Source organism: Lachnoclostridium sp. An169, assembly GCF_002160525.1.
Classification (GTDB): domain Bacteria; phylum Bacillota; class Clostridia; order Lachnospirales; family Lachnospiraceae; genus Mediterraneibacter; species Mediterraneibacter cottocaccae.
This window is the reverse complement of record NZ_NFKT01000001.1, coordinates 111,460-124,217: the sequence shown is the minus strand read 5'-3', so window position 1 is coordinate 124,217 and position 12,758 is coordinate 111,460. Positions and strand designations below refer to the sequence as shown.

At 50.0% G+C, this 12,758-nt stretch carries 10 protein-coding genes and 1 other annotated feature; of the genes, 1 reads left to right on the top strand and 9 read right to left on the bottom strand.

Annotated elements, in window-relative coordinates:
- Window positions 1-185: 185 nt before the first annotated feature.
- The 9 genes from uvrA to thrS all read right to left on the bottom strand — a co-directional run bounded on the left by uvrA (window position 186) and on the right by thrS (window position 11,555).
- Window positions 186-3,032 (bottom strand): excinuclease ABC subunit UvrA, encoded by a 2,847-nt coding sequence (gene uvrA, locus B5F07_RS00580; RefSeq protein ID WP_087159334.1) that lies wholly within the window; start codon window positions 3,030-3,032, stop codon window positions 186-188.
- A 30-nt stretch (window positions 3,033-3,062) separates the two neighbouring features.
- Complete coding sequence (gene uvrB, locus B5F07_RS00575) at window positions 3,063-5,048, bottom strand: excinuclease ABC subunit UvrB (RefSeq protein WP_087159333.1); 1,986 nt, start codon at window positions 5,046-5,048, stop codon at window positions 3,063-3,065.
- A 106-nt stretch (window positions 5,049-5,154) separates the two neighbouring features.
- Window positions 5,155-5,400 (bottom strand): DUF1287 domain-containing protein, encoded by a 246-nt coding sequence (locus tag B5F07_RS00570; protein ID WP_087159332.1) that lies wholly within the window; start codon window positions 5,398-5,400, stop codon window positions 5,155-5,157.
- Entirely contained in the window at window positions 5,397-5,588 is a 192-nt protein-coding gene (locus B5F07_RS00565; protein WP_087159331.1) for a hypothetical protein, read from the bottom strand. Before B5F07_RS00565 ends, B5F07_RS00570 begins: the two co-directional genes overlap by 4 nt.
- A 155-nt stretch (window positions 5,589-5,743) precedes the next feature.
- On the bottom strand, window positions 5,744-6,286 hold the full coding sequence (locus B5F07_RS00560) for a EutP/PduV family microcompartment system protein (protein WP_087159330.1): 543 nt from the start codon (window positions 6,284-6,286) through the stop codon (window positions 5,744-5,746).
- Between the two features lie 17 nt (window positions 6,287-6,303).
- Complete coding sequence (locus B5F07_RS00555; RefSeq protein WP_087159329.1) at window positions 6,304-6,732, bottom strand: BMC domain-containing protein; 429 nt, start codon at window positions 6,730-6,732, stop codon at window positions 6,304-6,306.
- Window positions 6,733-6,750: 18 nt separating this feature from the next.
- Window positions 6,751-7,116 carry a BMC domain-containing protein gene (locus B5F07_RS00550; RefSeq protein ID WP_087159530.1) on the bottom strand — a complete coding sequence of 122 codons (366 nt, stop codon included), beginning with the start codon at window positions 7,114-7,116 and terminating at the stop codon, window positions 6,751-6,753.
- A 187-nt stretch (window positions 7,117-7,303) separates the two neighbouring features.
- Window positions 7,304-9,562, bottom strand: a complete 2,259-nt coding sequence (locus B5F07_RS00545; protein ID WP_087159328.1) for an LTA synthase family protein — start codon at window positions 9,560-9,562, stop codon at window positions 7,304-7,306.
- Window positions 9,563-9,611: 49 nt separating this feature from the next.
- Window positions 9,612-11,555, bottom strand: coding sequence for a threonine--tRNA ligase (gene thrS / locus B5F07_RS00540; RefSeq protein ID WP_087159529.1), 1,944 nt, complete (start codon window positions 11,553-11,555; stop codon window positions 9,612-9,614).
- A 250-nt stretch (window positions 11,556-11,805) separates the two neighbouring features.
- Window positions 11,806-12,054, bottom strand: a binding site (T-box leader).
- A 238-nt stretch (window positions 12,055-12,292) separates the two neighbouring features.
- Here thrS and B5F07_RS00530 point away from each other — a divergent pair.
- Window positions 12,293-12,688 carry a hypothetical protein gene (locus tag B5F07_RS00530; protein ID WP_087159326.1) on the top strand — a complete coding sequence of 132 codons (396 nt, stop codon included), beginning with the start codon at window positions 12,293-12,295 and terminating at the stop codon, window positions 12,686-12,688.
- Window positions 12,689-12,758: the final 70 nt, after the last annotated feature.

Below are 12,758 nucleotides of genomic sequence, written 5' to 3'. Positions count from 1 at the left end.
ACATTTTGTAATCTTTAAACCACTCGTTTCCGGCACAGCATCACTGCCGGTACCGGAAACGTATATTCCCCGAAACGCGGGGCACTCTTTCGTGTAAATCCGGACGGACATTTTCTGCTGCTGTTGTCCATCCGCACCACTAGTATAATAGACTTTTCAAAAAATGGAAAGACCTTTTTGTATTTTTATTTTTTCTTAAGGATTCCTTTCAGATATTTTCCGGTATATGATTTTTCATTTTCCGCAATCTCTTCCGGCGTACCGCATGCCACAACCGTGCCGCCTTTGTCTCCGCCTTCCGGCCCGATATCGATAATATAATCCGCAGTCTTAATCACATCCAGATTGTGTTCAATGACAATCACCGTATTTCCATCGCCGGCAAGCCGTCTCAGAATATCCGTCAGTTTGTGCACATCCGCAAAATGCAGTCCTGTGGTGGGCTCGTCCAGAATATAAACCGTCTTGCCCGTGCTTCTCCTGCTCAGCTCTGATGCCAGCTTGATTCTCTGCGCCTCGCCTCCGGAGAGTTCCGTGGAGGGCTGTCCCAGACGGATATAGGATAATCCCACATCATTTAAAGTCTCCATCTTCCTGCGGATACTGGGAATGTGGGCAAAGAACTCTAGCGCTTCCTCGACCGTCATATTCAGCACGTCATAGATCGTCTTTCCCTTATATTTCACCTCAAGAGTCTCACGGTTGTAGCGCTTTCCGCCGCAGACCTCGCAGGGCACGTAAACATCGGGGAGAAAATGCATCTCAATCTTTAATATACCGTCTCCCGCGCACGCCTCGCAGCGGCCTCCCTTCACATTGAAGCTGAATCTGCCCTTCTTGTATCCCCGTGCCTTTGCATCCGGCGTAGCCGCAAACAGATCCCGGATCAGATCAAATACACCGGTATAGGTAGCAGGATTCGATCTGGGCGTCCGCCCGATAGGTGACTGGTCAATGGCAATCACTTTGTCAACCTGTTCCAGCCCCTTCACCGCTTTATGCTTTCCCGGTATTGTTCTGGCATGATTCAGGTCATGGGCAAGCCGTTTATAAAGAATCTCATTGACAAGAGAACTCTTCCCGGAACCGGAAACACCGGTCACGCAGGTCATCACACCAAGCGGGAACTTCACATTAATGTTTTTCAGATTATTTTCCTGTGCGCCGACAACCTCCAGAAATCCGTTCGGCTTTCTGCGTTCCTCCGGAATAGGAATCCGGATTTTCCCGCTTAAATATGCCCCGGTAATGGAATTCTCGTTTTTCATAATTTCTTCGGCGGTCCCTACTGCGACCACCTCACCGCCATGCTCGCCGGCGCCCGGGCCGATATCTACGATATAGTCCGCGGCAAACATGGTGTCCTCATCATGCTCCACAACAATCAGGCTGTTGCCGAGATCCCGGAGATGCTTCAGTGTGGCAAGCAGCTTGTCATTGTCTCTCTGATGAAGCCCGATACTTGGTTCATCCAGAATGTACGCCACTCCCACAAGGCCGGAACCGATCTGGGTAGCCAGACGGATTCTCTGCGCCTCCCCGCCGGAAAGAGATGCCGTGGCGCGCGCCAGGGTAAGATAGTCCAGCCCCACATCCATGAGGAACTGGATCCTTGCGCGGATTTCCTTTAAAATCTGGCCGCCAATCATCATCTGCGTCTTCGTCAGTTCCAGTTTTTCCAGGAACATCTGAAGTTTATCGATGGACAGCGCCGTTACCTCGGCAATGTTTTTATCCCCCACTGTAACGGCAAGAGCGCCGGGTTTCAGTCTCTGGCCTCCGCACGCCGAACAGGGAGTAATATTCATGAATGTCTCATATTCCGCCTTCACGCTCTCGGATCCCGTCTCCCGGTATCTGCGCTCAACATTTTTGATCAGGCCCTCAAACGCAACGTCGTAGACACCTTCCCCTCTCTGTCCGCGGTAGTGTACCTTCACACTTTTCCCGTTGGTTCCGTAAATCAGAATGTCGTGAATCTTTTTGGGATATTTTTCAAACGGAGTATCCAGATCAAAGTGATATTCCTCGCACAGCGCACGCAGAATGGCATTCGTAAAGCTGCCTTTGTCCGCACACGACTGCCATCCCATCACGGCAATCGCACCTTCGTTGATGGAAAGAGAGGGATCGGGTATCATAAGTTCCTCTGCGAATTCCATCTTGTAACCGAGTCCGAAACACTCCGGGCACGCGCCGAAGGGATTATTGAAGGAAAAACTTCTCGGCTCGATTTCGTCAATACTGATCCCGCAGTCCGGGCAGGAAAAACTCTGGCTGAAATTCATCGGTTCTCCGTCGATCACATCTACGATCAGAAGCCCTTCCGCCAGATGAAGCACGCTTTCAACCGAATCCGTCAGACGTTTTTCAATTCCCGGTTTTACCACAAGTCGGTCCACAATAATCTCAATATTGTGCTTGATATTTTTTTCCAGGCGGATCTCCTCGGACAGCTCATACATATTCCCATCTACCCGCACCCGGACATAACCGCTTTTCTTCGCCTGCTCCAGCAGCTTCGCATGGGTTCCCTTGCGTCCGCGCACGACCGGCGCAAGAAGCTGAATCTTCGTCCGCTCCGGCAGTGCCATGATCTGATCCACCATCTGATCCACCGTCTGTTTTGCAATCTCCCGTCCGCACTTCGGACAATGGGGGATTCCCACCCTGGCATAGAGCAGACGGAAATAGTCATAGATCTCCGTCACTGTCCCCACTGTTGAACGGGGATTATGGTTCGTTGATTTCTGGTCAATGGAGATTGCCGGAGAGAGTCCTTCGATGCTCTCCACATCCGGTTTTTCCATCTGTCCGAGGAACTGTCTTGCGTAGGAGGAGAGTGACTCCATGTACCTTCTCTGCCCCTCCGCATAGATGGTGTCAAATGCCAACGAGGACTTTCCCGATCCGCTTAACCCCGTCAGTACGACCAGCTCGTTTCTCGGGATGTCTACATCGATATTTTTCAGATTATTTTCATTTGCGCCACGGATCCTGATGTACTGCCGGGCGTCCATTTTCTTTGCCATTGTATATCCTTCCTTGTATTTTCACGTGATTCATTCGAGGTCATTCAGCATCTTCTTCAGGTCCACCAGTTTGTCACGCAGTTCTGCCGCTGACTCGAAATTCAGTTCTGCCGCCGCTTTCTTCATCTGTTTTGTCAAATCGGAGATCAGTTTCTCCAGTTCCTTTCTACTCATGGATTCCGGATCCTTCTCCATACGAAGTTCTTCCGCAGCAACCTTCTTCGAGATGCTGATCAGATCGCGGACAGACTTCTGAATCGTCTGCGGCGTGATCCCGTGTTCTTCATTATATTTCATCTGAATCTCACGGCGCCGGCGTGTCTCGTCGATCGCCTTCTGCATGGACTCTGTAACGGTGTCCGCATACATGATGACATGGCCCTCGGCATTTCTCGCCGCACGTCCGATGGTCTGAATCAGAGACGTCTCCGAACGAAGGAACCCTTCCTTGTCCGCATCAAGAATCGCTACCAGAGTGATCTCCGGAATGTCCAGACCTTCTCTTAAGAGGTTGATTCCCACCAGCACATCAAAGACATCCAGACGCATGTCCCGGATAATCTCCGTCCGTTCCAGTGTATCCACATCCGAGTGGAGATATTTCACCCGAATCCCCACTTCGCGCATATAGTCTGTAAGGTCTTCAGCCATCCGTTTCGTCAGGGTGGTAACAAGAACCTTGTTCTTGTTCGCCACTTCCTTATTAATCTCGCCGATCAGATCATCGATCTGTCCTTCCACCGGACGCACACTGACCTCCGGATCAAGAAGTCCGGTGGGGCGGATCACCTGTTCAGCCCTCAGAAGCTCATGCTCCTCCTCATAGGGTCCGGGCGTTGCCGATACGAACAGCACCTGATTGATTTTACTCTCAAATTCTTCAAAATTCAAGGGGCGGTTGTCCTTCGCTGAGGGGAGTCGGAATCCGTAATCCACCAGCGTTGATTTTCTCGACTGATCGCCATGGTACATTCCTCCGATCTGCGGGATCGTCTTGTGGGACTCGTCGATCATCATAATAAAATCATCCGGGAAATAATCGATCAGTGTATACGGAGGCTGTCCCGGCGCCAGACCTGCAAGATGCCTGGAATAGTTCTCAATGCCGGAACAGAAACCGGTCTCTTTGAGCATCTCAATATCAAAGTTCGTCCGCTCCGCAATCCTCTGCGCCTCAAGGAGCTTGTCCTGACGCTTGAACTCTTTCACCCGCTCATCCAGTTCTTCTTCAATATCATGAACCGCTCTCTTTATATTCTCCTTATCCACAACATAGTGCGATGCCGGGAAAATAGCAACATGTTTCAGTTCGTCCTTCACCTCTCCCGTCAGGATATCGATCTCCGTGATCCGGTCTACCTCATCTCCGAAGAACTCAATCCGGATCGCCGTCTCACTCTCGTATGCAGGTATAATCTCGAGCACATCCCCGCGCACCCGGAAAGTTCCCCTGTGAAAATCCATATCATTGCGGTCATACTGGATCTCGATCAATTTTGCCATCACTTCATCCCGGTCCTTGATCATGCCCGGGCGCAGGGAAATCACCATATTCTGATAGTCCACCGGGTTTCCCAGACCGTAGATACACGACACACTGGCAACAATGATTACATCTCTCCTCTCTGTCAGCGCCATAGTGGCGGAGAGACGGAGTTTATCGATTTCTTCATTGATAGCGGAGTCCTTGGCGATGTAAGTGTCCGAGGAGGGGACGTAGGCCTCGGGCTGGTAGTAGTCGTAGTAGGACACAAAGTACTCTACAGCATTGTTCGGGAAGAATTCCTTGAACTCGCCGTAGAGCTGTGCCGCCAGAGTCTTGTTGTGAGCGATAATCAATGTCGGTTTATTTAATTGCTGGATGACGTTTGCCATCGTGAAGGTCTTACCGGAGCCGGTGACGCCCAGCAGGGTCTGGCACTGGTTGCCTTCCTTGAAACCTTTGACCAGCTGCTCGATGGCCTGTGGCTGGTCGCCGGTGGGTTTGTATTCTGATACTAATTCAAAATGATCCATATAAAATCTTCTCCTCAGCTTTGCCCGTCTTTTCAGTATATAACAGTATACCGCAGGGTAATCCTTTGTGACTTTTGAGATGCTCGATATCAGGCTCCGAATCGCCTTATGTCACCCGATAATGCCCCTCGATATCCTTCCTCTTTTCCAGAATATCCTCCTCATATCTTTTCTGCCAGGGACTGTTATGATGGATAACATAAGGAACTCCGTTTTCATTTCTTCTGTCTGAGACAATCCCGATATGATTGTGAAATACCACAATATCCCCTCCCTGCCACTGTTCTGTGTCGGATATATCTGTAGTAAGCTTTACCGCAGTATGCTCAAAATAAACCTGCAGGTTTCTCACACGTCATATCCGTCATTATCTTTATCCACAGAACTGTATACTGCTTCTATCCTCTTCCCGAACCTGTCTGGCAGCCGCTCTGGGGATGTATTCTGATAATGCAGGGCCAGGTAACCCGCGGTGGCAATAAAAATACAGGAAGCAATTCCGGCACAGGCCACAGCGCCCCGCCTCTTTTTCTTTTTCACATCCCATCCCTCCCATCGGTTCGGATTATTGCAGATTTACCAAAAGAACAAATGTTCTCCCGCTATTGTATCCTATATCCTTCCCTGTGTCAATTCCCGTTGCTGACATTATCCGCCATTATCCGCCATATTAAAAACCGTCCGGCATCCTCCGGTCAAACCGGAACGCCGGACGGCTCCTCTGGATATTCCACTCCCTCCGGAAGCGGATCCCACTCATTCAATCCCAGACTCTGCTTGAACATTGCCTGCTCCATCGTCAGATGGGGAAGATCATCCCGCAGATAATCCAACAGTTCATCGATTCCTTCCCTCGTCACATTATCCACCTGAAAGATTCGCTCACATCCCGCATTGAGCATCCACTGTCTGACCATGGGGATATTGGCATAAGGCGAGTCAATCTTGGTAATAATGCCGATCAGAGGCCGCTGAATAAAGGCCCTGCTGCTGTCGCCGAACAGATTGAAAGGCTCGTCTGCGGCCTGGACAATGGCCACCACGTCCGCCTCAAAGGAAAAGCAGGCAAGCCCTACGCTGAACCGCTTGGATTCGGCATACTCTCCCGGAGAGTCAATCATATCGTCCTGGGTATTCGTATATTGTGTCTTAATATAATGAAGTTCTTCACCTTTTAACGCCTGGGTCAGCGAGGTCTTCCCCGCCTCGCTTCTTCCCATCAGAAATATCTTTTTCATTCTGCCACCTGTCTCTCTCAGCTTTTGTGGATCTCACAGACTTTAAAGCCAAGAACCCTGTCGAAAAATTTTACCACTTCTTCCACTGCAGTCTGCACCTCCGCCAGACCGCCGGTGAGGATCAGGGAACCGCAGAACCGGTCCATAAAACCGATCTGTACATTTGCGCTTTTCACTGCCACATCCGCTGCCACCACAACCGATTCCCACGGAGTAAAACGGATCAGTCCGATGGATTCACCCGTGTGGTCCTCTCCTTCATGCACCCCGATGTGGAGGGCAAGGTTCTGATAAATGCAGGTCTGGTCAGGAGTGATCACATGAGCCAGGCAGACCTCTTTTCCCGGGACACGCACCCGGGTCATACGAAGTTTCTTTCCCTTCAGATGTTCATAATCATCGTGGAACAGCTTCTCCAGCAGTTCCTCTTTCGTCATTCGAGCCATACGCCGCACTCCCCACTTCTATCTCTTCGTGATATCGCACACTACATATCCAAGGGAATCCCGGAAGTAGTCCACGATTTCCGTCAGGGCCGAAGTAACGTCCGAGATCTCTCCCGTAATAATCAGGGTACCCGTAAACCTGTCTGCAAACCCGAGATATACATTACCGCTCTTCACCGCGATATCGGAGGCGATCACCGCAGACTCCGGCGGAGTCATGTTCATAATCCCGATCGCCGAGGAACGGTAATCCAGCTGGGGATTCAGTCCCAGCTTCTGATATATAATCGGAGCCGGGCCGCCCATTACATGTGCAAATGTAATCTCTTTTCCCGCCACAGTCTCCTGCACAATTCTTATCTGTTCTCCATGGTCATTCGCCATTGTCAGTACCTCTCTTTCCAGTCCGTATTTTTCAAAAACTATTTCTTTCCACCACTCAGAATGCCGGAGCGGCATAAATTCCGGTCTCATCGCATCCGGACAGCTTAATATCCGGCCAACATAAAAATCTTACTATCCCGGCACGGACCTGTCAAGCAGCTTTTCAGCCCCGGCGCCGGAAACCGCATCACCACGGAACCGCCTGACGGTAATAGTCATTTTCGATAATCAGCTGTCCGAGCTTCAGCCTGCTTTCTACTATATACTTCGTATTTTCCACATACACATTCTGTTCTTCCTGGCTCATCTCCACTCCCTGCGCCGGAGTAAATGTACCGGAATACCGGTCATACATTCCTTTCTCCGTAAGCCAGGAATGAGAGTAGAAAATCACCACCGGATCGCTTGTTGAGAGCACATCCGTTCCCGCAAGCATCCGCGAGTCATATTGAAGCCCCAGGAGATTGGACACGGTAGGCAGGATATCCACCTGGCTGCAGGGTTTGTCAACAACTACCGGTTCTTCCATGGATGCGGACCATAGTATCCATGTATTCTTGTATACATTTACATTCAAATTCTTTTCATTCAGGTTTTCCAGTGTCTCCGAATTAAAAGACTGTCCGGAGAGTTCTTCCAGTACATCCAGATCAGAATACGGGATATGGTCCGGTGCCATCACGATCACAGTTTTATCTGCAATCCCCGCATCCTCCAGATAGTTCACCAGACGGGTCAGTCCTTTTTCCAGTTCCAGATTTGCCGCAATATATGCTTTTGTCTTTTCCGAATAGGGAAGGGACTGAACGGCGTCTTCATTCCTGGCAGACATCTGGCTGTCGGAAAATCCGTACGGGAGATGCCCGCTGATTGTCAGGTAATAGATATTGAAGGGCTGCCGGTCCGCATATTCCGAAAAAGTCTGCTCAATCATATAGTCGTCCGACTGGGGCCAGTAGACATATCCGTTGGAGTTTGTCTCCGGGCTTAAGGGCTCGGCGCAATTTGTAAACTGCCGCCAGTTATATCCCAGATTCGGATGAGATAGCTCCCGCCCATACATATTCTGATTATAATGATAACCGATGGAGGTATATCCCAGCCGGTTGAGCTGGGATGCAAGGTTAAACGGAAGGCTTGTCCCCTGTTTTCCCGTCTCCGACATGCTCACCGGGAATCCCGCTTTGGGATACAGACCGGTAAGGTTCTGAAACTCTCCCCCTGAAGTACTGGTAAAATGCAGTGTGGAATAAAAATTTTCAAACACGAAACCTTCATGGGATAGTCTGTAGAGAGTAGGCGTAATCTCCGGATCGATCATATAGCCGCTGAATCCTTCTGCAGTAATAAATATGACATTATATCCTTCAAACATTCCGGTATACTTATTCTGTCTGGTGGGAACCACACTCTCAAAATACTCGTCAAGCCATGCGGAGTCTTCATTCGGTGCAGAAGCTTTCAGCGCCTCAAAATCAATGTCCAGAGCATTGTAGGGATAAACCCTATCCTTTTTCCCGCCGTCCTCTCCTTTTTCTCCGGCATTACCGGTTCCATTTTTCCCTCCGCTTTCCTCCGCACCATCACCGGTTTCATCGGATTCCTTTCCGTCACCGCTGTCTGAGACATCCTCTCCGGATACCGCAAGGGCGGCATCCCGGTTAATTTCCGGAAGCGTCACGTCTGCTCCTCCATGCAGAAAATGTACCATATCAAGGCGGAGCATGGTAACCAGTCCGAGCTGTTCCACCTGATCCTCCGCATTGGTATCCACCTGATACAGCATATCCGGAGTGAAATCACCGCTCCAGGGAAACAGATTCATAATTCCAAGCCCCACCACCTGAATAAAACACGCAAGCAGGATACATGCCAGCCCCTTTCTCATCCTCCTCTTTCTCAGGAAATATCCCGCCTTCTCGACAAGGATCTCGATTAAGATCCGGGGACTCCTGTGATTTCCCGGCGTTTTCCGCACAGATGCAGTGCTGTCCCGGGCACGCATTCTGTTCCGCCGACCGGGAAGAATCACGCAGACAGCATAGAATCCCAGGGGGATCACCATAAGCAGAAAAATTCCCGGAATATGGCGGACAATCGACTGCACCACCGCAGGGAGGTAATCTGTCAGATGATTTCCCGCCGCGGTCTCCACAGCACTGAAAAACTGATAGTACTGCTGAAGGATATCTCTGCAGATACATTCCGCCACAAACAGCAGGGACAGTCCTGCTGTAAGGACTGCCCCCGCGATTCTCGCAGGACGCTCCTTCAGAAAATACAGAATGCCCGCAAGGAGCAGTCCGACAGCAAGATCAAACAGTACAAATAGCGCGGTATACTTCATATCCAGTCCCATATAAAGATGGAACACCGTCTCCATATAAATGAAGATAACCGGAATACACAGCCGCCAGTTTCTGAAAAAGCGTCTCTTTTTTCTCATTTGTTTTTCCTTATTTCTTATTATTTTTGTCTTTCTGGTATCTTACCATTTATTTATCATTCTTCTTATCTTCCCGGACCTTTGTCTCTCTCAGGCTCTTTAACGCGATCTCCTCTTTGATTTCCGCGATAAATGCAGAAAGCTCTTTTGAGCCCTCATCGCCCTCAAATCTGCTTCTGACGGAGACTTTGCCCTCTTCCTCTTCTTTTGCTCCTACGACGAGCATATACGGAATCTTTTTGAGCTGCGCCTCGCGGATCTTATAACCGATCTTCTCCGCGCGCTGGTCAATCTCGGCACGGATTCCCGCAGCGTTCAGCTCATCCAGAACTTTCGCAGCATAATCCGCATGTTTGTCAGAGATCGGCAGGACCTTTACCTGAACCGGAGCAAGCCATGTCGGGAATGCCCCTGCAAAGTGCTCGATCAGGATACCGATAAAACGCTCGATGGATCCAAACACAACGCGGTGGATCATGATCGGTCTGTGCTTCTCTCCATCTGCGCCTGTATACTCCAGATCGAACCGCAGCGGGAGCTGGAAGTCAAGCTGAATCGTTCCGCACTGCCAGGTTCTTCCGATAGAATCCTCCAGGTGGAAGTCGATCTTCGGACCGTAGAACGCGCCGTCCCCTTCATTTACCACATACGGCAGTCCGATATCATCCAGCGCATTTCTCAGGGCATCTGTCGCCATCTCCCAGTCCTCATCGCTTCCCATGCTGTCCTCCGGACGTGTGGAAAGCTCTACATGATATTTAAAGCCGAACAGGCTGTACACCTCATCGATCAGTCTGACAACGCCCTTGATCTCCTCGCGGATCTGTTCCGGAGTCATAAAGATATGGGCATCATCCTGAGTAAAGCAGCGCACTCTCATGAGACCGTGAAGCTGACCGGATTTCTCATGGCGGTGAACCAGTCCCAGCTCTCCCATGCGGATGGGAAGATCACGGTAGGATCTCGGCTCAGATTCGTAGACAAGAATTCCGCCCGGGCAGTTCATCGGTTTGATGGCAAAATCCTCATCGTCGATCACTGTTGTATACATGTTTTCTTTATAGTGATCCCAGTGTCCGGAAGTCTCCCAGAGATGGCGGCTCAGCATAATCGGGGTAGAAATCTCCACATAGCCCGCCTTTCTGTGGATCTCTCTCCAGTAGTCAAGAAGCGTGTTTTTGAGCACCATTCCATTCGGCAGGAAGAACGGGAATCCCGGTCCCTCCTCGCGCATCATAAAGAGTCCCAGCTCTTTTCCGAGTTTTCTGTGGTCCCTTTTCTTCGCCTCTTCCATCATAGTCAGGTATTCATCCAGTTCCGCTTTCTTCGGGAATGCGGTTCCGTAGATTCTCTGGAGCATCTTGTTCTTCTCGCTGCCTCTCCAGTAAGCGCCTGCAAGGCTTGTCAGTTTGAAAGCCTTCACCGGCTTTGTTGTCATAAGGTGGGGACCTGCGCAAAGATCTGTGAACTCTCCCTGAGAGTAGAAACTGATTGTCTCATCTTCCGGAAGATCCTCGATAAGCTCCACCTTGTACGGTTCATTTTTCTCCTTGAAATAGGCAATGGCCTCGTTTCTCGGCATTGTGTACTGTTTAATCTCCAGATTCTCTTTGACAATCTTCTTCATCTCCGCCTCGATCTTCTCCAGATCCTCGGCGGTCAGCGGAGTGTCTCTGTCCACATCATAGTAAAACCCGTCCGCAATGGAAGGACCGATAGCAAGCTTTGTATCCGGATAAAGCCGTTTGATCGCCTGCGCCATAATATGGGATGCAGTATGGCGGAATGCCCCCTTTCCCTTCTCGTCATTAAATGTCAGAATACTGAGTTCACAGTCCTTGTCCACAATGGTCCGCAGATCGACAACTTCCCCGTCAATCTCCCCGGATGTTGCCACACGCGCCAGACCCTCGCTGATGTCAAGGGCGATATCATACACACTCATCGGCTGCTGATACTCTTTTGAAGAGCCGTCTTTCAATGTAATCTTCATACTTTTTTCTTCCTTTCTGGTTTTTTCTTCTTTTTCCTTTTCCGGCAGACTGTTTCCATACGCTTCTGTTTTTACGAAGCTTCCGGATGTTTCCATCCGGACTGCTTCCCGCGCATTTCTGCAAAAAGCACATTTCTGTAAAAAGCACGTTTCTGTAAAAAAAGAGACATTCCCGCAGAAATGTCTCCTCTTATCCTCAACGCTTTCAAAAAAAGGCTTTTCCCGACAAAAGCAGCGCGGAAACACTCCTCACAGGGACGGATCAGATATCCGCGGTTCCACCCTGCTTGTTTTCCATGTATATCATCTGCCCTCCTGCCCGTATCCGGCAGGCTGCCATACAGAAAACCTCTTAATTCAAATGATGATAACGGAATCACCGTGCCGTATTAGGGCCGCTCCGGGGTGGTCTTCAGTCAGCCGCACAACAGGATACTCACACCAAACGATCCCTCTCTGGGATGTGCCGGAAGCTTACTCTCCCCATCAACGCTTTGTCTTTTCAACGCCTATTCTACCGCAGAGCCACCCGTATTGTCAAGGCAGGCCCGGCAAATTTACAGGAAATTCCGGTTGTGCCGGTCCATTCGGCTGTAATCTGGAGGAGGTATAAAAAGTAATCCACTACGGGTCTTCGTGACAATCCGGGGCGTCAACGCCTTGTTTCCAACTCAGAATCGTTATACAATAGACAGAGTAATACTCTGATTTTTTGATAAAAGGAGCGGATATGTAAAATGACAGCAGAAACGGATCTTAAGAAATTTGATACGGAAATCGGATGTTTTACTTTGCACGGGGACGGGTTTCTGAGTTGGCCGTGCAGGACAAAGACGGGAATCTTTGAGGAGGAAGACGGAAGTGTACGTATTGTCACGGCAGAACAGCAGATCGAGATCGGCAGTGAGATCTATGCCCCGGTTTTCTACCAGAACTGCATGAAACCGGAAGAAAAGACGCTCATCCCGCTTGTGGTAACGCTGTCTGCGGACAGAAAGCGAGCACGGATTCAGGATATCAACCGCGAGACATGGTGGAAGTCCGGAGAAAAAGTCCGAATTCTTCCATGGAAGCCGCAGACTGGTAAAAAGAGCTGTATCCACTGCACCAATTGCGGAAGATGCAGCTGGTAGAAAGAAGGAGGGCGTTTACCTGACAGCCCTGAGGCACGCCGAAGTACTCCCTCCTTCTTTTATTTTTCTG